Annotated in this window: 20 protein-coding genes; 7 read left to right on the top strand and 13 right to left on the bottom strand. The window is 64.0% G+C overall.

Features of this window, described 5'->3' with window-relative positions:
• Positions 1-5: 5 nt before the first annotated feature.
• From VGH41_RS10400 to VGH41_RS10380, 5 genes are all read right to left on the bottom strand, one after another.
• Positions 6-422, bottom strand: a complete 417-nt coding sequence (locus VGH41_RS10400; RefSeq protein ID WP_331597319.1) for a VOC family protein — start codon at positions 420-422, stop codon at positions 6-8.
• 189 nt (positions 423-611) lie between these two features.
• Positions 612-1565, bottom strand: a complete 954-nt coding sequence (gene tal / locus VGH41_RS10395) for a transaldolase (protein ID WP_331597318.1) — start codon at positions 1563-1565, stop codon at positions 612-614.
• 246 nt (positions 1566-1811) lie between these two features.
• Positions 1812-3023: a benzoate/H(+) symporter BenE family transporter gene (locus VGH41_RS10390; protein WP_331597317.1), complete on the bottom strand. Its 1212-nt coding sequence runs from the start codon at positions 3021-3023 to the stop codon at positions 1812-1814.
• 83 nt (positions 3024-3106) lie between these two features.
• Positions 3107-4282, bottom strand: coding sequence for a VWA domain-containing protein (locus tag VGH41_RS10385; RefSeq protein ID WP_331597316.1), 1176 nt, complete (start codon positions 4280-4282; stop codon positions 3107-3109).
• An 88-nt stretch (positions 4283-4370) separates the two neighbouring features.
• Positions 4371-5213, bottom strand: a complete 843-nt coding sequence (locus tag VGH41_RS10380) for a MoxR family ATPase (RefSeq protein ID WP_331597315.1) — start codon at positions 5211-5213, stop codon at positions 4371-4373.
• Positions 5214-5634: 421 nt separating this feature from the next.
• On the opposite strand from VGH41_RS10380, the gene VGH41_RS10375 reads away from it, so the two are divergent.
• Together VGH41_RS10375 and VGH41_RS10370 are read left to right on the top strand one after the other, a co-directional pair.
• Entirely contained in the window at positions 5635-6003 is a 369-nt protein-coding gene (locus VGH41_RS10375) for a c-type cytochrome (protein ID WP_331597314.1), read from the top strand.
• A 59-nt stretch (positions 6004-6062) separates the two neighbouring features.
• Positions 6063-6446, top strand: coding sequence for a cytochrome c (locus VGH41_RS10370; RefSeq protein ID WP_331597312.1), 384 nt, complete (start codon positions 6063-6065; stop codon positions 6444-6446).
• A gap of 120 nt (positions 6447-6566) precedes the next feature.
• On the opposite strand, the gene VGH41_RS10365 is transcribed toward VGH41_RS10370, so the two are convergent.
• From VGH41_RS10365 to rsxB, 3 genes are all read right to left on the bottom strand, one after another.
• A complete protein-coding gene (locus VGH41_RS10365) occupies positions 6567-7001 on the bottom strand; it encodes a DUF1841 family protein (RefSeq protein WP_331597310.1) in 435 nt (144 codons plus the stop codon).
• A gap of 167 nt (positions 7002-7168) precedes the next feature.
• A complete protein-coding gene (nth, locus tag VGH41_RS10360) occupies positions 7169-7813 on the bottom strand; it encodes an endonuclease III (protein WP_331597308.1) in 645 nt (214 codons plus the stop codon).
• A gap of 8 nt (positions 7814-7821) precedes the next feature.
• Complete coding sequence (gene rsxB / locus VGH41_RS10355) at positions 7822-8682, bottom strand: electron transport complex subunit RsxB (protein WP_331597307.1); 861 nt, start codon at positions 8680-8682, stop codon at positions 7822-7824.
• Between the two features lie 280 nt (positions 8683-8962).
• Between rsxB and VGH41_RS10350 the strand changes: the two genes are divergently transcribed.
• Positions 8963-9595 (top strand): TetR/AcrR family transcriptional regulator, encoded by a 633-nt coding sequence (locus VGH41_RS10350; RefSeq protein ID WP_331597306.1) that lies wholly within the window; start codon positions 8963-8965, stop codon positions 9593-9595.
• Between the two features lie 167 nt (positions 9596-9762).
• Here VGH41_RS10350 and VGH41_RS10345 read toward each other — a convergent pair whose 3' ends face one another.
• Both VGH41_RS10345 and VGH41_RS10340 read right to left on the bottom strand, forming a co-directional pair.
• A complete protein-coding gene (locus VGH41_RS10345) occupies positions 9763-11040 on the bottom strand; it encodes a polyhydroxyalkanoate depolymerase (RefSeq protein ID WP_331597305.1) in 1278 nt (425 codons plus the stop codon).
• A 256-nt stretch (positions 11041-11296) separates the two neighbouring features.
• Positions 11297-13153: a glycoside hydrolase family 15 protein gene (locus tag VGH41_RS10340; RefSeq protein WP_331597304.1), complete on the bottom strand. Its 1857-nt coding sequence runs from the start codon at positions 13151-13153 to the stop codon at positions 11297-11299.
• 285 nt (positions 13154-13438) lie between these two features.
• Between VGH41_RS10340 and VGH41_RS10335 the strand changes: the two genes are divergently transcribed.
• Positions 13439-13684, top strand: coding sequence for a hypothetical protein (locus VGH41_RS10335; RefSeq protein WP_331597303.1), 246 nt, complete (start codon positions 13439-13441; stop codon positions 13682-13684).
• Positions 13685-13887: 203 nt separating this feature from the next.
• Here the strand turns inward: VGH41_RS10335 and VGH41_RS10330 are convergent, their stop codons facing one another.
• Positions 13888-14040, bottom strand: coding sequence for a DUF3096 domain-containing protein (locus VGH41_RS10330; protein WP_331597302.1), 153 nt, complete (start codon positions 14038-14040; stop codon positions 13888-13890).
• 205 nt (positions 14041-14245) lie between these two features.
• On the opposite strand from VGH41_RS10330, the gene VGH41_RS10325 reads away from it, so the two are divergent.
• Complete coding sequence (locus VGH41_RS10325; RefSeq protein ID WP_331597301.1) at positions 14246-15529, top strand: lactonase family protein; 1284 nt, start codon at positions 14246-14248, stop codon at positions 15527-15529.
• Between the two features lie 130 nt (positions 15530-15659).
• Here VGH41_RS10325 and VGH41_RS10320 read toward each other — a convergent pair whose 3' ends face one another.
• Together VGH41_RS10320 and VGH41_RS10315 are read right to left on the bottom strand one after the other, a co-directional pair.
• Positions 15660-19421 (bottom strand): FtsK/SpoIIIE family DNA translocase, encoded by a 3762-nt coding sequence (locus VGH41_RS10320; protein WP_331597300.1) that lies wholly within the window; start codon positions 19419-19421, stop codon positions 15660-15662.
• A 183-nt stretch (positions 19422-19604) separates the two neighbouring features.
• A complete protein-coding gene (locus VGH41_RS10315) occupies positions 19605-20243 on the bottom strand; it encodes an META domain-containing protein (protein ID WP_331597299.1) in 639 nt (212 codons plus the stop codon).
• A 154-nt stretch (positions 20244-20397) separates the two neighbouring features.
• Between VGH41_RS10315 and purT the strand changes: the two genes are divergently transcribed.
• Together purT and VGH41_RS10305 are read left to right on the top strand one after the other, a co-directional pair.
• Positions 20398-21612 (top strand): formate-dependent phosphoribosylglycinamide formyltransferase, encoded by a 1215-nt coding sequence (purT, locus tag VGH41_RS10310; RefSeq protein WP_331597298.1) that lies wholly within the window; start codon positions 20398-20400, stop codon positions 21610-21612.
• A gap of 173 nt (positions 21613-21785) precedes the next feature.
• Positions 21786-21986: a DUF6726 family protein gene (locus tag VGH41_RS10305; protein WP_331597342.1), complete on the top strand. Its 201-nt coding sequence runs from the start codon at positions 21786-21788 to the stop codon at positions 21984-21986.
• Positions 21987-21992: the final 6 nt, after the last annotated feature.

The following is a 21992-nucleotide window of genomic DNA, read 5'->3' as shown; positions in this document are numbered from 1 at the left end:
CGGATTCAGTGTTCTTCCGGAACGGAGACCATCCAGCCGATCCCAAAGCGGTCGGTCAGCATGCCGAAGCCCTTGCTCCAGAACGTGGCTTGAAACGGTAGTCTGATCTGGCCGCCCTCGGCGAGCGCGTTGAAGTATTTCTCGGCGTCGGCGGCATTGTCGGCGTGCAGCGACAGGTTGAAACCGGTGTGGGTGACGCTTTCGCTCATGCAGTCATCCGACATCATCACGATGGCCTCGCCGAACTTGACCGACGCGTGCATGATCATGTCGTCCGTCTTCGGATCGGCCTCGCGCCCGGTGTCCGGCGGCGCATCCTTGTAACGCATCTGGAACAGCACCTGGGCGCCAAGCTTCTCGCCGTAAAAGCGCAGCGCCTCTTCACACTGGCCGTCGAAGAATACGTATGGCTGAATATGCATGATCGTCTCCCATGAGTTTTCGCTTGTGCGGCGGCGTATCGCCCGGCGGTCGCGCAATGCAAGACGCCGCAACGGACGATTGTAGTCGTCTGCTGCGGCGCCGATTGTGAAACCCGGTCACATGGCCGGTGAAGCTTCCGTGACAGTGGCGCGCGGCCGTGACGCCCGCGCCGCCACCACACGGCGCGCTTAGCGCAGGCCTTCGATCAGCTTTTCCAGCTTGACCGCGTCCGCGGCGAACGCGCGAATGCCTTCAGCAAGCTTTTCTGTCGCCATTGCCTCGTCGTTGACGAGGAAGCGGAATGACGACTCGTCGACCGGCACGCGCTCGATATTCGCGCCCTGACCCATGTCCGGCGACAGCTTGCGCTCCACCTTGTCCGTGCTGTCCTGCAGTTTTTGCAGCAGATCGGGACTGATGGTCAGCAGGTCGCAGCCCGCCAGTTCGAGAATCTGGCCCGGGGTGCGGAAGCTCGCACCCATCACCTCGGTCTTGTAGCCGAACTTCTTGTAGTACGCGTAGATACGGCGCACCGACTGCACGCCCGGATCATTGGCGCCGCCGTCCTTCGCCTCGTCCCACGCGCTGCCGGCGTTCTTCTTGTACCAGTCGTAAATCCGGCCCACGAACGGCGAGATCAGCTGCGCGCCTGCTTCCGCGCAGGCGGCGGCCTGGGCGAGCGAGAACAGCAGCGTCATGTTGCAGTGGATGCCGTCCTTCTGCAGTTGCTCGGCCGCGCGAACGCCTTCCCAGGTGGACGCGAGCTTGATCAGAATCCGTTCGCGGCCAATGCCGGCCGCTTCGTACAGCTTGATCAGCTCGTGACCCTTGGCGATCGAGCCCTTGATGTCGAACGACAGGCGCGCGTCGACTTCGGTCGACACGCGGCCCGGAATGATCTTGAGGATTTCGGTGCCGAAGGCGATCAGCAGGTGGTCGATGATCGCGCCCACCGGCTTCGACGCGTGATCGCGCACGGTTTTTTCGAGCAGCGGACGGTAGTCGTCCTTTTGAACGGCCTTCAGGATCAGCGACGGGTTGGTGGTCGCGTCTCGCGGTTTGTACTGGGCGAGCTGCTGGAAGTCACCGGTATCGGCAACCACGGTCGTGTATTGCTTGAGTTGATCGAGTGCGGTAGTCATGTCGAGCCTTTCAGGCGCACGGGCGCAATGGTCCAAGAGAGGAGGTGCCGTAGAGGCAACCGGAGCAATCACCTGACGTTTACCGGGTGCTCGCCTGGTATTTGCCTTGTAACAGCCTCAGCGGCGGTACTTCACGCTGCGGCATTCCACGATTGTGCCGGGAAATGCCGCCCGATACTTCTATTCTAGGGCGGATCGGATGATGCGGTTTTGACGCGCGCACTTTTCGATCCGCCAGCCTGCGATTCAGGGGCGCCGCACGTTCAGCACCAGTTGCGTCAGCACACCTGCAACCAGCCCCCAGAAGGCGGAGCCGATCGACAGCAGCGTGAGACCGGAGGCCGTCACCATGAAGGTGACGAGCGCCGCTTCGCGCTGCTTCAGATCCTGCATCGCATTGGCGAGGCCGCTCATGATCGAGCCGAACAGCGCCAGCGCCGCCACCGAGACCACCAGCGCCTTCGGCAACGCAGCGAAGAGCGCGGCGATGGTCGCGCCGAAAATCCCCGCGACCAGATAGAACACGCCGGCCCAGACGGCGGCGGTGTAGCGCTTGTTGCGATCTTCGTGCGCGTCGGCGCCGGTGCACATTGCGGCGGTGATCGCCGCAAGATTGATGCCGTGCGAGCCGAACGGCGCCAGCAGCAGCGAGCCAATGCCGGTCGTGGCGATCAGCGGCGCGGAGGGCGTGTCGTAGCCGTCCGCGCGCAGCACTGCGATGCCGGGCACGTTTTGCGAGGCCATGGCAACCACGAACAGCGGAATGCCGATGCTGACGATCGCCGCCACCGAGAACACCGGCATGGTGAACACCGGCTGCGCGAGCGCCACGTGGAAGCGGCTGAAGTCGAGCAGCCCGAGGGCGCCGGCCACGGCGGTGCCGACCACCAGCGTCGTCACGATCGCGGAGCGCGGCGCGAAACGCTTGATCACCAGATAGGTAAAGAACATGGCCAGCACGAGCGTGGTCTGGAACTGCACCGCGCGGAAAATCTCGATGCCGATTTCGAACAGGATGCCCGCCAGCAGCGCCGACGCAATGCCGGCAGGAATTTTTTTCATCAGCGTGTCGAACCAGCCGGTCAAGCCGACCACGGTGAGCAGCAGTGCGCAGACAATAAACGCGCCGATTGCTTCCGGATAGGCAACATGCGGCAGCGACGACACCAGCAGCGCGGCGCCCGGCGTCGACCAGGCGATCACGATGGGCGCGCGAAACCGCAGCGACAGGCCGATCGTGCAGACGGCCATGCCCATCGACAACGCCCAGATCCACGAGGAAATCTGCGCATGGGAGAGATGCGCGGCCTCGCCTGCCTGAAACATCAGCACGAGCGAACTGGTATAGCCCGTCATCATGGCGACGAAACCGGCGACGACCGCCGCTAGCGAGGTGTCCGCAAACGGCCTCAAACGCGGGGTGGACGGGGACAATTCGGGTGAAGAAGACGGACTCATGCAGAAGGTCTCAGGCTGTGACAGGCGAGCCCGGAGCGGCCGGGTTCAGCTGACGGGCCGCTCCGCTCAGCGGATTGGCTGGCTCATTTGCTCAACACGCGCATCGCGGTCTCCAGACCGGCGAGGGTGAGAGGATACATCCTATGTCCCAATACTTCGCGAATCACGGACACCGACTGGCGGTATTCCCACAAACCTTCTGGCTCCGGGTTGAGCCATGCATGATGCGCGAAGTGATCCGCGAGGCGCCGCAGCCAGACGGCGCCGGCTTCGGGATTGTTGTACTCCACCGAGCCGCCCGGCTGCAGCACTTCGTACGGGCTCATGGTTGCGTCGCCGACGAAGATCAGCTTGTAGTCCGGCGTGAACTTGTGCAGCACGTCCCACGTGGGCATGCGCTCCGCATGACGGCGGCGGTTGTTCTTCCACAGGAAGTCATACACGCAGTTGTGGAAGTAGTAGAACTCGAGGTGCTTGAACTCGGCCTTGGCCGCGGAGAACAGCTCTTCGGTGCGCTTGATGTGGTCGTCCATCGAGCCACCCACGTCGAGCAGCATCAGCACTTTCACATTGTTGTGGCGCTCGGGCACCATCTTCAGATCGAGCCAGCCGGCGTTGGCCGCGGTGCTGCGGATCGTGTCGGGCAGATCGAGCTCTTCGGCGGCGCCTTCGCGCGCGAAGCGGCGCAGACGCCGCAATGCCACCTTGATGTTGCGTGTGCCGATCTCGACCTGGTCGTCGTAGTCGCGATACGCGCGCGCCTCCCACACCTTGACGCCGGTACGGCTGCCCACCGATTCGCCGCCAATGCGGATGCCTTCCGGGTTATAACCGCCGTTGCCGAACGGCGAGGTGCCGCCCGTGCCGATCCACTTGCTGCCGCCTTCGTGGCGTTCGTTCTGTTCGTCGAACAGTTCCTTCAGGCGTTCCATCAATTTGTCGAGACCGCCCATGGCTTCGACCTGGGCCTTCTCTTCGGGCGACAGATCGCGCTGCAGTTTCTTTTTCAGCCAGTCGAGCGGGACGTCGAAGGCGACTTCCGACTTCATGGCCACACCGTTGAAATAGGCGCCGAAAGCCTGGTCGAACTTGTCGAAATACTGCTCGTCTTTGACCAGCGTGAGACGCGCGAGGTAGTAGAACTCGTCGAGCGACGGCGCGATCACATTCGCCTTCAGCGCCTCGAGCAGCGTCAGGTATTCCTTGACTGAAACCGGCAGCTTCGCCGCGCGCAGCGAATAAAAGAAGTCGATCAGCATGCGAGTTCCTCTGCGTCAGCGGTCAAGCGGCTGGCGCACCAGCGTGGCGCCCGTTGCAACGAAGCCTGGACGAGGCGCCGCGGTTGCATCAACGGTTGTTGCGATTCATGAAGATCAGCCGTTCGAACAGGCTCACGTCCTGTTCGTTCTTGAGCAGCGCGCCGTGCAGCGGCGGAATGATCTGCTTGTGATCCGACGAGCGCAACGCTTCGGGAGGAATGTCTTCGGCGAGCAGCAGCTTCAGCCAGTCGAGCAGTTCCGAGGTGGACGGCTTCTTCTTCAGGCCGGACACGTTACGCAGTTCGAAGAAGCTCGCCATCGCGGCGCTCAGCAGTTCCTGCTTGATGTTGGGAAAATGCACTTCGACGATCTGCTGCATCGTCACCGGATCGGGGAACTTGATGTAGTGGAAGAAGCAGCGGCGCAAAAACGCGTCGGGCAACTCCTTCTCGTTGTTCGACGTGATGATGACGAGCGGACGGTGCCTCGCGCGCACCAGTTCGTGCGTCTCATACACGTAGAACTCCATGCGATCGAGTTCGCGCAGCAGGTCGTTCGGAAATTCGATGTCGGCCTTGTCGATTTCGTCGATCAGCAACACGGTCTGCTGATCGGCTTCGAAGGCCTGCCACAACACACCCTTGACGATGTAGTTGCGGATGTCTTTCACGCGCTCGTCGCCGAGCTGCGAATCGCGCAGGCGCGACACCGCGTCGTATTCGTAGAGACCTTGCTGGGCCTTGGTGGTGGACTTGATATGCCATTGCAACAGCGGCATGCCGAGCGCCGCGGCCACTTCCTCGGCGAGCATGGTCTTGCCGGTACCGGGCTCTCCCTTGATCAGCAACGGGCGCTGCAGCGTCATCGCGGCATTGACCGCGAGCTTCAGGTCGTCGGTGGCGACGTATTGCGATGAACCTTCGAAACGCATGGCGAGATGCCCGTTCGGGGAAAAATTCCAGTATAAGTCAGAAGCCCTGTTGGGCCGTGACAGGCTCGCGTATGGTGTGACCCGCGGTGCCGGCCGTGGCGTTGACCTCGATGCGCGCCGCACCGGCAGTTAGCGCTCAGTGTTACGCGGGTTTTCCCGCAGATGAGACACGCGGCCAGTCCGGGCGCATGTGCGCAGATGCGCTGAAACGACGTGGCATACAGCTTTTATGCCGTTTGCAAGCGCCGTGCCGGCGGGCCTCGGGCCCGCTGGGCAGCGCCGCCCGTTCGGTGGACGCCCTGCGTAACGGCGCGGTACAATTAGGCCGATTTTTTTGGCCTGCGTGGCAACCCTAGAAGAATAATGGTGCAGGCTGTTGCCTTTTTGGGCGCCCGTTTCCCCTCAAGCCAGGTTACATGCTATGAATAAATTCGTCGGCAAACATGTCGTGATCGCAGCGCTGTCGGTGCTAGCGGGTTACGCGGCCAGTGCGCAGGCAGCGGATGTCGTAGGCAACCCCACGGCGGGCCAAGGAAAGGTCGCGATGTGCATCGGCTGCCACGGCATTCCCGACTATCGCACGGCGTACCCCGAGGTGTACCGGGTGCCTATCCTGGGCGGCCAGAATCAGGCTTACCTCGAAAACGCGCTGCATGCATACAAGAAGGGTGATCGCCACTTCGAAACCATGCATGCCATCGCCACCTCGCTGTCGGACCAGGACATCGCCGACATCGCTGCGTACTACGCGGCTCAGAATCCCTCTTCGAAGAACAATCCCGACAAATGATCGGCTGCGGTCATCCATCCAGACACACGGCTATTACATTTCGCGGGATAGGAGAATTCATGAAGAAGCCCCATCAGGCACTCCATACGGTGTTCAAGGCTGCATGTGCAGCGGCGGCGTTGATTGGTCTGGCCGCAGCGAACATGGCGCACGCCGCCGACGCCGGCAACGGCAAGGTGCTGGCCGACGCGCACAACTGCGCGGCTTGCCACGGCGTGAACCTCAACAAGCCGGTGAGTCCGGAATATCCGAAGCTCGCCGGGCAGCATGCGGACTACATCTACTGGGCGCTGCGCCAATATCAGATGGGCAACGGCAACCCGCACCTCGGTCGCAACAACGCCATCATGCAGGCGCAGGTGCAAAGCCTGTCGCAGAGCGACATGAAGGACATCGCCGCGTATATCGAATCGCTCAACGGCGATCTGGTCGAGAAGAAGTAAGCGCCTTCAGTCCGGCTGATGCAAACGAAACACCCCGCTCGCGCGGGGTGTTTCGTTTTGAGCGGTGTGCCATGCGCGGCGCGCCTTTCGGAGTGCTTGTCGACGCGGCCCGTGAAGCCGTCAATCGCGTGACGCGCGGCGTTCGATTCGCTGCAGATACGCGTCCGTGTCAGGCGGCGTGCCGGTGCGCTGCGCTTCCCAGATGGTTTCGCCGAGGCACTCCATGATGGCGTGCTGCGCGTCGTGCGTCGAGCCGAGGCGCGCGGCAAGGCGCTCGTGCGCCGCACGGATGCCAGGCGGCTGATCGATCGACAACTGCTCGCTGATCGCCAGATGCATCGACAAATGCAGAAACGGATTGGTCTGGCCGCGCTCTGGCGAGTAGTCCTGAGCGGAGGCAGCTTCGGGGTCCTTGAGTTCGGCGTGGTATTCCGGGTGTTCGACGATCCAGTCCGCGGCGATGGCCTCGAGCGGTGTCAGGATTGCGCCTTCGCGCTGCTTGCGCCAGGTCTCGGTGAAAAAGCTTCGGACTTCGTCGCGGCTGGGATTGAACATCGTGGGCAGAAAGCAGTGGTGAGAGGCGTGCGCAGGTTCAGAGGCGCGACGCGCAAAGCGTCATTTTACGCCGTGCGCGGACGCGACGCTGACCGCCTGACGAAGGGCGGATTGGGCGAGCCGAGGCGTGGTGACGGCACTTGGTTGCCGGTGCCGAACCACGCCGCTTACAGATCCGGCGGTGGTGTCTTCTGGCGGAATTCGCACAGCGGCTCGATCACGCAATGCCAGCATTCAGGTCGCCGTGCCTTGCATACATAGCGGCCGTGCAGGATCAGCCAGTGATGCGCATCCTGCCGGAATTCGGCTGGCGTGAATTTCTCCAGCGCGCTTTCGACGGCGCGCACATCCTTGCCGGGCGCGAGGCCGGTTCGATTCGCGACCCGGAAGATGTGTGTGTCGACCGCGATGGTCGGATGACCAAACGCGGTGTTCAACACGACATTGGCGGTCTTGCGGCCCACCCCGGGCAGACTCTCGAGCGCCTCGCGATCGGCCGGCACCTCGCCGTCATACCGCTCGATCAGAATCCGGCAGGTCGCAATGACGTTCTTCGCCTTGGTGCGGTAAAGACCAATCGTCTTGATGTAGTCCGCTACGCCTTCCTCGCCGAGCTCAAGAATGGTCTGCGGCGTGTTGGCCACCGGAAACATTTTGCGCATGGCCTTGTTGACCGACACGTCAGTGGCTTGCGCCGACAGCATCACGGCAATCAGCAACTCAAACGGCGTGGTGTATTCGAGTTCGGTGGTGGGGTGCGGGTTGAGGCTCTGCAGCGTCTCGAAGATGGCGCGGCGTTTGTTCGCGTTCATACGGGCGGTCAGGGTTTGGGCGGACGGGGAGCCGCTTCGCTGCCGGGCGCTTGCGCGGCGTCGTCAGGGGTTTCTATGCCGAGCCGCCGGCGGCGCGCTTCGGCCGCGTCGATCTGGGCTTGCACCTCGGCGCTCACATGTTCCACGTTTTGCGGACCTGCGCCTCGCGCGGCCAGCTCTTCCTTTTTCTTGCGCGCACGTTCGAGGGCAGCCTGGATGATGGCGCGCTTCTTCGCTTCGGGGTCGTTGGTGGCAGCCTCCGGCGTACCGCCGTCCGTTGCAGCGGCATTCGCAACAGGCGCAACAGCAGTGCCGGTGCTGGCCGCGCGGCGCGCCGCCGCACGTGCTTCAGCGGCCTCGCGTTCGCGCTCGAGCCGCGCTGCGCGCTGGTCGTGGCGCGCCCGCGCGGCGTTGGCCTGGGTTTCGCTCCAGGCATCCCAACCGGTCGCCGCGCCGGTGACGGGCACCATCGCGATGCAATCTACCGGGCAGGGAGCGACGCACAGATCGCAGCCGGTGCACAGCGCCTCGATTACCGTGTGCATCTGTTTCGGTGCGCCAAGGATCGCGTCTACCGGACACGCCTGCATGCAAAGCGTGCAGCCGATGCACAGGTTCTCGTCGATAACCGCCAAAGGGCGTGCTCGTTCGACACCGTTGGCGGGATTGAGCGGGACCAGCGGCTTGCCAAGCAGCGCCGCGAGGCGCGCTATGCCTTCAGCGCCGCCCGGCGGACACTGATTGTAGTTCGCTGTACCAAGCGCCACGGCTTCGGCATACGGCCGACAGGCGGCATAGCCGCACTTCGTACATTGGGTTTGGGGCAGCAGATCTTCGATGCGGTCTGCGAGTGTTCTGGAATCGGTCACGGTCACGACGGTGGGGCGTTGCCGGTGGCGCCGCTGGCGCTCGACGGCAGGCGGACGCGAGGCGGCTTTCGTTCGCGTCCTGGCAGTAGGAGAAATAGCGCATTATCGCCGATTTCCCCGATTGCGATTGTCAAACCATGTGCCATAATCGAAGCGCTTTTTCGAAAGACCGCAGAAGGGTGTCCCCCAACAATGGCGCGCCCGTTCAACGCTGTCGGTGCAAGGCCCGAGGAGAGGCCGGCGGCGCGATCCGGATAACGCGGCTCACGATGATGCCACCATGAATCAGCCGAAAATCAAAAGAGATCCTGAAGGCACCCGGCGCCGTATTCTGCTTGCGGCCGCCGAGGAATTTGCAAATGGTGGGTTGTTCGGCGCACGCGTCGATCAGATCGCCCGCCGAGCTGAGACCAATGAACGAATGCTGTATTACTACTTCGGTAGTAAAGAGCAGCTATTCACGGCCGTATTGGAGCACGCCTTCGGCGCGCTGACCGAGGCTGAGCGTACGCTCGACCTGAACGGTATTGCACCGGTCGAGGCTGTTACACGGCTGGCGCATTTTGTGTGGGACTACTATCGGGATCATCCCGAACTGCTGCGTCTCGTGAATAACGAGAACCTGCATGAGGCCCGCTATATGCAGAAGTCCACGCGCATCCGCGAAATGATCTCGCCTATCGTCGCAACGTTGGGCAGCATTCTCGAGCGTGGGCAACGCGCGGGTCTGTTTCGCACCAATGTCGACCCGCTGCGTTTTTACGTCACGCTCTCGGGCATGGGCTATTACATCGTGTCCAATCGCTTCACGCTTGAAGCGACGCTTGGCCGCGATTTCAGCACGGCCGCCGAGCGAAGCGAAATCGTGCAGATGAACACCGAGTTGTTGCTCGCGTATCTATTGAGACGCTGAGGGTTGCAGGTGGCCTGAAGTCCCACTCAAACGAAGACGGCCCCCGCGGGAGCCGTCTTCTTTCATTTGCTGCGCACCCATCTTTCAGAATGCCGCCCCGCGAGAAGCGGGAGCGCTGCCGAGTGTTGCCCGAAGCCTGCCCGGCGCTTGCTCGGGTATCGCGTCTGTCAGGCTTCCACTTTTTCTTTTGCGGCCTTCGGCGCCTTGTTGTGCGCAAGGATGAAGTCGCGCAGTTGCGGATAAATGATCGTGCGCCAGCGGCGACCCGAGAAAATGCCGTAGTGCCCGCACTTTTCCGCGGTGAAATGCTGCTTGTGTTCGGCCGGAATGCCGCTGCACAGATCTTGAGCGGCGCGCGTCTGGCCGTCGCCGGAAATGTCGTCGAGCTCGCCTTCAATCGTGAAGAGCGCGGTCTTCCTGATGTCCTGCGGCCGTACCCGTTCACCCGCCACGTCCCATGTGCCTTCCGCGAGGCGGAATTCCTGGAACACCACGCGGATGGTGTCGAGATAGTAGTCGGCGTCCATGTCGAGGACGGCGTTGTACTCGTCGTAGAAGCGGCGATGCGCTTCGGCGTCGTCTTCGTCGCCGCGCAACAGGCTCTGGTAGTAGTCCCAGTGCGAAGCCGCGTGACGCTCCGGATTCATCGCCACGAAACCCGTGTGCTGCAGGAAACCCGGATAAACCTTGCGGCCCACACCCGGATAGTTGGGCGGCACCGTGTAGATCACGTTGTTGTCGAACCATTCGAACGAATGCTGGGTGGCAAGCGAGTTCACCGAAGTCGGGCTCTTGCGCGCGTCGATCGGGCCACCCATCATCGTCATGGTGCGCGGCGTGTCTTCACCGCGGCTCGCCATCAGCGAAATGGCGGCGAGGACCGGCACCGTGGGCTGGCACACGGAGATCACATGCAGGTCTTTCGCGCCGATATGGCGGATGAACTCCTGAATGTAAGCAACATAGTCGTCCAGCTGAAAGGAACCTTCCTCGAGCGGCACCATGCGTGCGTCGATCCAGTCCGTGATGTACACCTTGTGGTCTTGCAGCAATGTGCGCACCGTGTCGCGCAAGAGCGTGGAGTGATGGCCGGAGAGCGGCGCACACACCAGCACCACCGGTTCATCTTTCAATTGGCTGACAGCTGCGCTATCATCGGCAAAACGTTTGAAGCGCAGCAGACGGCAAAACGGCTTCTCGACGATCGTTTGCTCGATGATCGGGATGTTATGACCATCTTTGACGATCTGGTGCAGATTGAATTCGGGCTTTTCGTAATCTTTGCCAAGCCGGTAGAGCAACTCGTAACCGGCGGAAAGACGGGTGGCGCCCGGAACATAGGCGAACGGGCTGGCAGGGTTCGCGAAGGACTTCGACGCGGCCTGGGCCCAGGCGGTCAGCGGGCTGAGCAGAGCCCGCTGGAATTCGTGCAGTTGATAGAGCATGGGTGCTCCGGCGTTGGGGCGGTTCGCATGGGGCTTCGCAAACACGCGTATCGCGTTGCGGCGGGCCGTATTGGTTGTGGACGCTTGGTTATCGGCCAACAGTCTCGCTTGATGATATCGGACAAAGCAGGTTTGTGCAACGCAGCAACTCGAGCCTCCTGGCCGGCAAAGTGTCATTAAATCATGCTACTGGCGATGTTGCTGCGCCGCCATCCGGGCTTGCCGCAGGGTCAAGTCGGCCACGATCCTGCCGATATCAGACTAACTCCTCAGGTGCCGCGCCGTCCGGCTCGCTGGCGGGCTTGCCATGCGTCGGGTGTCCGGCCGCTTTGGCGATCTCCTGTTCGTGCTTCATCAGATTCAAGCCGGTATGCACCAGCGCCACGTGCGAAAACGCCTGCGGGAAGTTGCCGACAAGGCGTTTTGCCGCAGGATCGTATTCTTCGGCAAGAAGCCCCACGTCGTTGGCGAGTCCGAGCAGCCGCTCGTACATCGTCTCCGCTTCCTTGACGCGGCCCTGCAAGGCCAGGTTGTCGACCATCCAGAAACTGCACGCGAGGAAAGTGCCTTCGCCTGGCGGCAGGCCGTCGTCGAATTCGGTGGTGCGGTAACGCATCACGAAGCCGTCGCGCATCAGGTACTGCTCGGTGGCGGCCACGGTGCCGATCACGCGCGGGTCGGTGGGCGGCAGAAAGCCCAGTAATGGCAGCAATAGCACGCTCGCGTCGAGTTCGTCGCCGCCGTAGACCTGGGTGAAGGCGTTGAGGGTGGGGTTCCAGCTCTTTTCGCAGACCTCGGCGTGAATCTGCGCCCGCATCTCGTGCCAGTGTTCGAGCGGTGCAGGCAAATTGAAGGATTCGGCGGATTTGATGGCGCGATCGTACGCGACCCACGCCATCACTTTCGAGAACGTGAAGTGCTGACGGCCGCCGCGCGTTTCCCAGATGCCTTCGTCGGGTTCCCGCCAGATCGTCTCCAGATGTTCGAGCATGTTGACCTGCACGTTCCAGGAAGTCTCGTCCGCCTGCAGACCGCCGACGCGCGCAAGGTGCAGCGCGTTCATCACTTCGCCGTACACGTCGAGCTGCAGCTGGCCGGCCGCGTTGTTGCCGATGCGCACCGGTCTGGCACCCTGGTAGCCGGGCAGCCAGTCGACTTCGAATTCGGGCAGGCGCCGTTCGCCGGCAATGCCGTACATGATCTGCAACTGCTCGGGCGCGCCTGCCATCACACGAGCCAGCCAGCTGCGCCACGCGCGCGCTTCGTCGAAGTAGCCGCCGCGCATCATCGCCAGCAGCGTGATGGTTGCGTCGCGCAGCCAGCAATAGCGGTAATCCCAGTTGCGGGTGCCGCCCAGATGTTCCGGCAACGACGTGGTGGGCGCGGCGACGATGCCGCCGGTCGGCTCGTAAGCGAGCGCCTTCAGCGTGATCAGCGAGCGCCGGATCGGCTCCGCGTATTTGCCTTCGACGGTGCTGCGCGCCGACCATTCGAGCCAGTGGTTCTCGGTGCGCGCGAGGGACGTGTGCGGGTCGCGTGCGGGCGGAATACGCAGATGCGAAGGCGCATACGAGAGCGAAAACGGCACGCGCTCACCGGCTGTCACCGTGAATTCGGCGATCGTATGCATGTTTTCGCCGCGCAGTTCCACTGGCGTGCGCAGCACGGCGGTATCCGGTCCGACGATCGCCTTGATGCCGCTGTCGTTCTTGAGGCGGCTGACCCAAGGAATCGAAAAGCCGTAATCGAAGCGCAGCACCAGTTCCATATTCATACGCACCGTGCCGCGCCGGCCCACGACGATGCGCACCAGCTCCGACCAGCCGTTGCCCGGCGGCATGAAGTCGATCACGGTGACCGCGCCTTCGTCGGTTTCGAAATCGGTCTCCAGTATCAGCGTTTCGCCACGATAGCGACGCCTGATGACGGGCGGCTTGTCGGAGACCGGCGAGATCAGCCAGCGGCCGTTCTGTTCCGTGCCGAGCAGCGCGGCAAAGCAGGCGCCGGAATCGAAGCGCGGCCAGCAGAGCCAGTCCACGGAACCGTCGCGGGAGATCAGTGCGGCGGTGTGGCCGTCGCCGACAAGGGCATAGTCTTCGATGAGTGCGGGCATAGTTGGCTGGCTAAAAGGGCTACCTGTCAGATCAGACGCAAAAGCAACGTATAAGCGCGAACCGGGCGAAGCGTGTAAATCGTGCAACCCGCGGGAGCTGGCGCGCGTCTATTACCGGACCCCTCGTATGCTTTTTGGTTCAGCGGCCGTGGCCGCCTGGCCGCCTTGGCATTCCTCGAAACCGCTGCCTACAATCATGATTTGGACGATCAGCAGGAGTCCGGCAACAGGCGGCGTGATGCCGGTCCATCTTGCACGCAAACGCTTCTTTCGAGGATGAAAGCCATGCTGAACCCATCGAAGTCCGATTGCATCACGATTCTCTCGGCCGCCAGCGAACTTGCCGACGGCTCCATGCTGCCGCTCGACGCAAAGCGGCTCGGGCTTTCCCGCAATGGGATGCAAACCGCGCTGGCCTTCCTGGTCGAACGCGCCTGCTTCAAGCAATATCAAAGAGGCGACGGACATTATGCCGTCGGCGGCCTGTCGCTGCAGGGACGGTTGCGGCTGGACCAGCTGGCGAACGGTTAGACCGCGGCCAGATCAAGCTCGTCCGGGACAGCCGGCTCGGTGCACGCAATTCGTGCGCCAACCCGGCAATCACGCATGTATGGCCATGCGGTCCGCCCGGTTGCGACAGCACAGCTTTGCAAGGATTCGGCGAGCACGGTACTGGCCGGGCCGTCCCGCGCCCGGTCGCGCGTGCTGTTTGCCATGCGTGGCGCATCGCGGTATCAGAAGTGCGAGGCCCCGACATTGAAAATCCCGATGACGCCGATGATGATCAGATAGAGCGCGACGATGTAATTCAGGAGGCGCGGCATCACAAGAATGAGAATGCCGGCGATCAGCGAAACAAGCGGGCCCAGACTGAATGTGACGTTCATGGAAACTCCGAATGGTGAGGCGGGTGTAAGAGAACTGCGTCATCGGGCAGAGGTGCGCGCCCTCCAGCACCGGTAGCCAGCCGGCCAGGCTGTGCGATCCGGCTCAACCTTCTATACTTGCGGCGACAAACAAAAACGCTCCACATCGCGTGGCAGACCAGCGACACCATCAAAACCGAATAACCCGATGTCAAAGGAGGTCGACATGCTTCGTAGTCCCCGAGCCGTCTCCCGTGCCGCACCGCAGTATCCCCTTCAATCCGTTCCGAAGGCTGCCGCGTATGCCAGGTCGGCCACGTCTGCCCGTTCGATCATAAAAGGTTTCGTGCTCATGGTCTCTCTCGTTGCTTCGCATGCGTTTGCACAGGACGCCGGTCCGGCGCCCGCTGATGGGGTCTACGACATGCTCGTCGGTACGTACACGGCGGGCAAGAGCGAAGGCATTTACGTCTACCGGTTCGACACGAAGTCGGGCGAGATGACTCCGGTGTCCGTCGCGAAGACCGTCAACCCGTCGTATCTCGTGGTGAGCGCGGATCGCCGCTACGTCTATTCGGTCAACGAACTGCCCGGCGACAACGGCCCGGCGTCGCAGCGCGGCGGTATCAGCGCGTTCCGTTTCGACCCGGCAAGCGGCCAGCTGACGTTCCTCAACAAGGTGTCGGCGGAGGGCAATGACCCGTGCTATCTGAAGATCTCGCCGGACGGCAAGTATCTCCTGACGGCGAACTACTCGGTCGCGGCCGACCCGGGCGGCAGCTTTGCGGTGTTCCCGCTGCAAGCCGACGGCCAGGTGGGTACCTCGGTGCTCACCGTGCATCATGAGGGCGGCGGTCCGGTGAAGGGGCGCCAGGACAATTCGCATGTGCACTCCACCGTGTTCTCGCCGGACGGCCACTATCTGTTTGCCCAGGATCTCGGTGCGGACAAGCTGTACTCCTACCGCTACACGCCGGACGGCAGCCGCGGCTTGCTGGGGCCCACCGAGTGGCGCTATACGGACGTGAAGTCGGGCAGTGGTCCGCGCCATCTCGTGTTCGGAAACGACGGCAAGTACGCGTATCTGACAAGCGAGCTGGCCGCCACCGTCAGCACGTTCCGGTACGACGACGGCAAGCTCACCCTGGTGCAGGCGTTGCCGCTTGCGACGCCGGGCTTCAAGGGGCAAGTGGGCGCAGCGGCGATCCATCTGTCGCCGGACGGCCGCTTCCTGTATGCGAGCAATCGCGGCGACGCCAACGAGATCGTGATCTTCTCGGTCGATCCGGCCAACGGTCATCTGAAGCTGGTGGGCCGGCAGTCCAGTCTCGGCAAGTCGCCGCGCGAATTCGCGATTGATCCGACCGGCCAGTGGCTGATCGTCGGCAATCAGAACAGCGACACTGTCTATGTGTTCAGGCGCGACCAGCAGACCGGGTTGCTCGAAGCGAATCCGAAGAAGTTCGATATCGGTTCGCCGGTGGACTTCAAGCTGGTGTCGCCGTCGTAGCCGTCGTAGCCGGCGTTGCGGCGGCGCGCCGTCAATCTGTCAATCCGTCAATCCGTCAATGAAACGGGCCCCGGAAGCATCACTGCGTCCGGGGCCCGTTTTTTTGCCGTCTCGCCTGGCGAGGGGCGGCTTACTCGGCTGGTCCGGGCGCCAGTACTTCGCGGCTGCCGTTGATGCCCATCGAGGACACGAGGCCTGCCGTCTCCATTTGCTCGACCAGACGCGCCGCGCGGTTGTAGCCAATCCGCAATTGCCGCTGCACGGAAGAGATCGACGCCCGCCGCGTGCGCACCACGAAGGCAACGGCTTCGTCGTAGAGCGGATCGGCTTCGGCCTCCGGCGTGTCGCCGAACAGGTCCTGGGTCGCGCCTTCGGTGGCGGGGCCGTCGAGAATGCCTTCCTCATATTGCGGCTCGCCGAACTGCTTCAGATACTCGACGATCCGGTGCACCTCTTCGTCCGCGACGAACGCGCCGTGCACGCGCTGCGGATAGCCGGTGCCGGGCGGCAGGAACAGCATGTCGCCCTGACCCAGTAGCGATTCGGCGCCCATCTGATCGAGAATCGTGCGCGAGTCGATTTTCGACGATACCTGGAACGCGACACGCGTAGGTATATTGGCCTTGATGAGGCCGGTGATGACGTCGACCGACGGGCGCTGCGTCGCGAGAATCAGATGGATACCCGCGGCGCGCGCTTTCTGTGCGAGGCGGGCAATCAGTTCTTCGATCTTCTTGCCGGCCACCATCATCAGATCCGCCAGTTCGTCGATCACGACGACGATCAGCGGCAGCGTCGCGAGCGGCTCAGGCGCTTCGGGCGTCAGCGAGAACGGGTTGCCGAGCTTCTTGCCGGCGGCCTCGGCATCGCGAATCTTCTGGTTGAAGCCCGCCAGATTGCGCACGCCGACCGCCGACATCAGGCGGTAGCGTTTTTCCATTTCACCGACACACCAGTTGAGCGCGTTGGCGGCGAGCTTCATATCGGTCACGACCGGCGCGAGCAGATGCGGAATGCCTTCGTAGACGGAAAGCTCCAGCATCTTCGGGTCGATCATGATGAGGCGCACTTCTTCGGGCGTGGCCTTGTAGAGCAGCGACACGATCATTGCGTTGATCGCCACCGACTTGCCTGAACCGGTCGTGCCGGCGACCAGCATGTGCGGCGCCTTGGCCAGATCGGCGACCACCGGATGACCGGTGATGTCCTTGCCCATTGCAAGCGTGAGCATCGAATGCGAATGCTGGTAGACATTCGCTTCGAGGATTTCCGACAGGCGGATCGTCTGACGCTTCGCGTTCGGCAGTTCGAGGCCCATGCAGGTTTTGCCGGGAATCGTCTCGACCACACGGATCGACGTGAGTCCCAGGCCGCGCGACAGGTCCTTCATCAGGCCGACGATCTGGCTGCCGCGCACGCCGAGCGCGGGCTCGACCTCGAAGCGTGTGATCACCGGACCGGCCGATGCACCGACCACCGTCACCGGCACCTTGAATTCCTGCAGGCGCTGTTCGATCAGCTGGCCGGTTTCGGCGAGCCGTTCTTCCGAGACGGGTTCGACGTCGGTGTCGGCCCGTGCAAGCAGGTCGAGCGTCGGCAGTTCGACCATCGAAGCGGCGGGGGCGCGGAATTCGAAGACCGTCGGCGCATGGCCGCGCACCGGTGGGCGTGGGACGACCGGTTCGTTGGCGGGCTCGCTGTGCAGGGAAAGGCGCGCGGCGTGGGTTGCTTCGTTGGGGGCTTCTTCGGTGTCGGCTTCGGTTTCGACTTCGGTGTCGGCTTCGATGTCGCCATTCGGGCCGGCTGCGTCGGGTGCAAGCGGAGCAGTGTGTTCGGCTTTTGCGAGCCATGCGCCGGTGTTCGAGATGGCGCTGACGTGCGGATGCGTCGTGACGGATGCCGGGTCGCTTCGATCGGCGTTTGCGTCGGTGATGACAGTCGCGGGACGGTAGACGTGGTTTGCCTCGTTTGCGTCGGATGCCTCAGCTTCGGCTCGAAGCGCAACGTTGGCACCGCCAAAACCCGGAAAGCGGACGACGTTGGACGGAATCGGCGTAGGCGCGGGTGTCGGCGTTGTGTGAGCCGGAGCCGCGCTCGATGCCGGCGTGGCCGCGGTATCGATTACGTCTTCCCACGGCACCAGCGATTTCTCGATGACGACGGTTGCCGCTGCGCCGCTGCTCAAAGTTGACGAGGCCGTGTGATCGGCAGCGTTCGATGCTTCGACGGTGGCGGGCGCGTCTGCGTCGACGCCTGGCGTGGGGTAGGGCAGGGGGGCGGGCGTGGTCGACACGACCGGTTGCTCCGCGACACCAGGTGTCGCATCGATAGCCGCGTCGACCGGCACTTCAACCTGCGCCGCGGGCGCGGTTATCGAAGTGGGCGCCGCATTCATTTCAACCGGCGCTTCCTCGTGCGGATGAAGCTCGGGCAGTCCGGCTTCAGACGGCCCGATCGGCCAGTGCATCACCTCGGCATGTTCTGCGCTTTGCGCCGCGACCTCGGCGACGGCCTCGTCCACGTCGCGGTCAATCGGCGAGCCGCCTGATGGTGCAGCCGCTGACGGTGTATCTGGCGCCACGCGATCGACCGGCGGCGCCGCCGTTTCATCCCCTGTTTGCGGCGCCGTTTCCAGAGCGCGGCTGCGCGCGAGACTGGCGCCCGCGATGGTCGTCCAGCGCGCGGCGTTTTCTTCGATGCTGCGTAGCGTTTCCTGCACGCTGGCGGGCGGCGTGACGCTGTCCGTCGTCGCTGCCGGCCGTGAATAGGCCGGGGTACGCGTGCCGGAGTCGACCGGGTGGCTGGGGGGCCGCACGGCGCCGGTAGCGGGTCGTGATGCCGACATCTGCGGGCTCGGCGTGGCGCTGCGCGGCGACGGCGTTGCCGGTGCATTCGGGCGCACCGGCTGCGCGACGGGTTGCATCGGCGCCGCGCGAGCCGATCCCGGTGCCGATGCGAGCGCGGCGCCGGGCGTCGGACGGGGCGCAGCGAACGCCCTGGAAGGTGCCGGCGTCCCGCTCAGGCCAGCTGCGGTCGCGGCTGTGCCCAACGGGCTAAGCCGCGTTGCCGCGGGTTCGCGTAGCCACCCGGCCGGTGCGACCGGTTCAGCGGGCGCCCATGCAGCGGACCTATCCAGCGGTGCGCCGGCGTTTTGCGGCGGCACGTGAGCGCCGGCTTGCCGCCCCGGCGTGCCGGTTCGTGGCCGCACCGTCTGATCAGCAGATGCCGCCGTTGCGGCCTGCCCGCGCGGCGGCACATTGCGGGCGCGCCAACTGGCGGCACCCGCAGCGCCCGCACCGCGCGCCTCACCACCCAGCGCATCTTTCGCGGCCACGGCACCCGCCGTCCCCACGCCCGCGGCGGCGGCACCACGCGGCGAAGCCGGCGGCCGCCAGACGGTCGGACGCGCATAGCGGCCTTTGTTTTTCGGTGCCATCGTATTGGTCGGCGTCGACGCATAAGCAGGCAGCGTGTCGTCGACGCTGCTGCGGCGGCGCGCGTCTTCATCGCGCTTTGCCAGCCCGCGGCTCAGGCCAAGGCCGAAGGCGCCGTCTGCCCACGCGGCGACACTGCTCCAACGGAATTCGAGCAGCCACGGCAAGCTCAGCCCCAGCAGCGCCAGCATCACGAGCGGCGTGCCGATATGCCCGAGCAGCTTGCCGAAGCCCGTGGCCAGCGCATGCCCCAGGCCGTCGATGCCGGCCACATTGATCAGCGATGCCTCCAGCGTGCAACTGGCCACGAGGACGCAGACGAAGCCGAGCCACAGGCGAATCGTGCCCGGCCCACGCAGCCCGACGCCGCCTGGCAGCACAGACTTCACGAGACGCCAGAAGAGAGGGAGAAACCAGACGGCCGACCCGCCGAACCAGCCGAAAACTACCGTGTGCATGCTAGACATCAACGAATGACGGACCCGTGAAATGCAATCCGTCGAGTTTAAACCGGCGAAGCATGTCGCTTCGAAGGCAGCGGCCAGGAGGCTTGCCGCTGATCAGCAAGCAGACCCGCGCGAGACCTGCCGTCAGCGGGCGCGAGCACTGCCGTGACGCCGCGGCAGCAAGGCGCCCGGTCGTCATTTCTTTTGATCCTGCCGTGCGAACGTCAGCTTGTCGCCATTCTCGAGGACCAGCTGCAATTCTTGCGGCGCACGCATCTGCACGCCGCTGCGGTCGATATGCGTCAGGGCATCGAGATAGGCGCCTTCGATCTGGCCGCCGGGCGTCGCGCACGCCATCCGCGTGCCGGCGAGCGGCCCGAAGCCCAGCTTGCCGTCCTTCAGCGTGTAGGTGCCCATGTAGCGGTTGCATCCCGAGAAGCCGCTGGCGTTGCGCTGACCGCTGGCGGTCGAGAGGACGAGGGTGAGCGGCGTGCCGCCGGTGACATTCGTGCCGTTGCCGCTGACACCGCCCGGCACCGCGCGCTGCGTGCCGTCAGCCTGTTGCCAGCCGGTCAGTTGCCAGGAGGTGTCGTCGAGCAGTTGCGTCGCCGCCGGGTTGAACGGATCGGGCGGCGGAGCGGCGGCATCCGGATGCCTGGGCATCGAACAGGCGGTGAGCAGTGTGGCGACGCACAGCGCCGTCAGCGCGGCGAGCGTGCTGCGCGCGGGCCCGCCGATCCGCGCACCGCGCGGTGCAAACCGCGGGTCAGGCCGGGATGCAGCACACGTTGCCGCGTGACGCGCAATACGTCGCGCTGAAGGCGTTGGGAGCATGGCGTCGGTCCTCTTCAAACTGGCAAAGGCGTAAGGGTAACGCACTCAGGTTGCCGCGCGCGAGCGCTGCGGGGTGCGGGCGGTGCAGAGGTTGCGCATGTTAACATTGCTGATCTACCCATTCCATCTCATCCGACATTTTTCTGGAGACCTCATGCAGATCGGCCAACGGATCGGCACCCCGCTTTCGAACTCGGCAACCCGCGTCATGCTGCTCGGCGCGGGCGAACTGGGTAAGGAAGTGATCATTGCCTTGCAACGCCTCGGCGTTGAAGTGATCGCGGTCGACCGTTATCCGAACGCGCCGGGTCATCAGGTCGCGCATCGCGCGCATGTGATCGACATGACCGACCACGCCGCGCTGCGTGCGCTGGTCGAGCAGGAGCGCCCGCATCTGATCGTGCCGGAAATCGAAGCCATCGCCACGGACGCGCTTGCCGCGATCGAAGCCGACGGTATTGCCGAAGTGATCCCCACCGCGCGCGCCACGCAACTGACGATGAACCGCGAAGGCATTCGTCGTCTGGCAGCCGAAGAACTCGGCTTGCCGACTTCGCCGTACGCCTTCGCCGATTCGCTGGAAGAGCTGAAGGCCGGCATCGCCAGGGTGGGTTATCCGTGCGTCGTGAAACCGGTGATGTCGTCGTCGGGCAAGGGGCAGTCGGTGCTGAAGAGCGACGCCGACGTCGAACCGGCATGGCAACACGCGCTGGCGGGCGGTCGGGTGAATCGCGGCCGTGTGATCGTCGAAGGCTTCATCAACTTCGACTACGAAATCACGCAACTGACGGTACGCGCCATTGATCCGGCAAGCGGCGAGACCGGCACCTATTTCTGCGATCCGATCGGCCACGTGCAGGTGGCGGGCGACTACGTCGAATCCTGGCAACCGCAGCCAATGAGCCCGCTTGCGCTCGAACGCTCGCGCGAGATTTCCCACAAGGTGACTGCGGCGCTCGGCGGACGGGGCCTGTTCGGCGTGGAGCTGTTCGTGCGCGGCGACGAGGTCTGGTTCTCGGAAGTGAGCCCGCGCCCGCATGACACGGGGCTTGTCACGCTGTGCTCGCAACGTCTGTCGGAATTCGAATTGCACGCCCGCGCCATTCTCGGCTTGCCGGTGGACACGTCGCTGCGTGCGCCGGGTGCATCGGCCGTGATTTATGGCGGTCTGGACGAAGCGGGAATCGCGTTCGAAGGCGTCGCGGCTGCACTTGCGGTACCCAATGCAGACTTGCGGCTGTTCGGCAAGCCGGAGAGTTTCGTCAAGCGGCGCATGGGCGTGGCGCTCGCCACCGGCGCGAACACGGATGAAGCCCGCACGCTCGCCAGGCAGGCCGCGGCGGCGGTGCAGCCGGTGTCGGCGAAGTAAAGCATCAAGGGCCGCGCGCGCCGCGCATCGCCCGCTGCGCGATCGTGTGAATCGCGCGGCGCCGTTTAGTATCAGAGGCAGGACCCAAGGCAGGACCCAGGGCAGGAGAAGCATGCATGACGCCAGACATCCGCAACAAGGCACGACTTTCCGGCATTGCACGCAGTGAGCGCATGGCGCGCGGCGGATCCATTGAGCGCCTTGGCCGCCTCGCTGCGCTCGGCGTGCTGCTGGCGCTCTGCGTGGAGCTGGCCGGATGCGGGCTGGCTGCCGCGCCGTGCCGCGTCGCTTCGGCTGGGCTGAAGATCGTGCCGGTGGTGGGCCACGTGGCCGCGGCGCCGACCGACGCTTGCGCCGACGTCATCGACCCATGAGCCAGC

Source organism: Paraburkholderia sp. (genome assembly GCF_036488795.1).
In the GTDB taxonomy this organism is placed as follows: Bacteria; Pseudomonadota; Gammaproteobacteria; order Burkholderiales; family Burkholderiaceae; genus Paraburkholderia.
This window is presented reverse-complemented; position numbering and strand designations above follow the sequence as displayed.

Excerpts from the sequence above, each read along its gene's own strand:
- VGH41_RS10340 (WP_331597304.1), bottom strand. The coding sequence starts at position 13,153 with ATGCCCGCACTCATCGAAGACTATGCCCTTGTCGGCGACGGCCACACC.
- VGH41_RS10370 (WP_331597312.1), top strand. The coding sequence starts at position 6,063 with ATGAAGAAGCCCCATCAGGCACTCCATACGGTGTTCAAGGCTGCATGT.
- VGH41_RS10400 (WP_331597319.1), bottom strand. The coding sequence starts at position 422 with ATGCATATTCAGCCATACGTATTCTTCGACGGCCAGTGTGAAGAGGCG.
- VGH41_RS10330 (WP_331597302.1), bottom strand. The coding sequence starts at position 14,040 with ATGAACGTCACATTCAGTCTGGGCCCGCTTGTTTCGCTGATCGCCGGC.
- VGH41_RS10385 (WP_331597316.1), bottom strand. The coding sequence starts at position 4,282 with ATGCTGATCGACTTCTTTTATTCGCTGCGCGCGGCGAAGCTGCCGGTT.
- VGH41_RS10315 (WP_331597299.1), bottom strand. The coding sequence starts at position 20,243 with ATGCTCCCAACGCCTTCAGCGCGACGTATTGCGCGTCACGCGGCAACG.
- VGH41_RS10335 (WP_331597303.1), top strand. The coding sequence starts at position 13,439 with ATGCTGAACCCATCGAAGTCCGATTGCATCACGATTCTCTCGGCCGCC.
- VGH41_RS10320 (WP_331597300.1), bottom strand. The coding sequence starts at position 19,421 with ATGCACACGGTAGTTTTCGGCTGGTTCGGCGGGTCGGCCGTCTGGTTT.
- nth (WP_331597308.1), bottom strand. The coding sequence starts at position 7,813 with ATGAACGCGAACAAACGCCGCGCCATCTTCGAGACGCTGCAGAGCCTC.
- tal (WP_331597318.1), bottom strand. The coding sequence starts at position 1,565 with ATGACTACCGCACTCGATCAACTCAAGCAATACACGACCGTGGTTGCC.
- VGH41_RS10305 (WP_331597342.1), top strand. The coding sequence starts at position 21,786 with ATGGCGCGCGGCGGATCCATTGAGCGCCTTGGCCGCCTCGCTGCGCTC.
- VGH41_RS10345 (WP_331597305.1), bottom strand. The coding sequence starts at position 11,040 with ATGCTCTATCAACTGCACGAATTCCAGCGGGCTCTGCTCAGCCCGCTG.
- VGH41_RS10375 (WP_331597314.1), top strand. The coding sequence starts at position 5,635 with ATGAATAAATTCGTCGGCAAACATGTCGTGATCGCAGCGCTGTCGGTG.
- VGH41_RS10350 (WP_331597306.1), top strand. The coding sequence starts at position 8,963 with ATGAATCAGCCGAAAATCAAAAGAGATCCTGAAGGCACCCGGCGCCGT.
- VGH41_RS10325 (WP_331597301.1), top strand. The coding sequence starts at position 14,246 with ATGCTTCGTAGTCCCCGAGCCGTCTCCCGTGCCGCACCGCAGTATCCC.
- VGH41_RS10380 (WP_331597315.1), bottom strand. The coding sequence starts at position 5,213 with ATGCGTTTCGAAGGTTCATCGCAATACGTCGCCACCGACGACCTGAAG.
- purT (WP_331597298.1), top strand. The coding sequence starts at position 20,398 with ATGCAGATCGGCCAACGGATCGGCACCCCGCTTTCGAACTCGGCAACC.
- VGH41_RS10390 (WP_331597317.1), bottom strand. The coding sequence starts at position 3,023 with ATGAGTCCGTCTTCTTCACCCGAATTGTCCCCGTCCACCCCGCGTTTG.
- VGH41_RS10365 (WP_331597310.1), bottom strand. The coding sequence starts at position 7,001 with ATGTTCAATCCCAGCCGCGACGAAGTCCGAAGCTTTTTCACCGAGACC.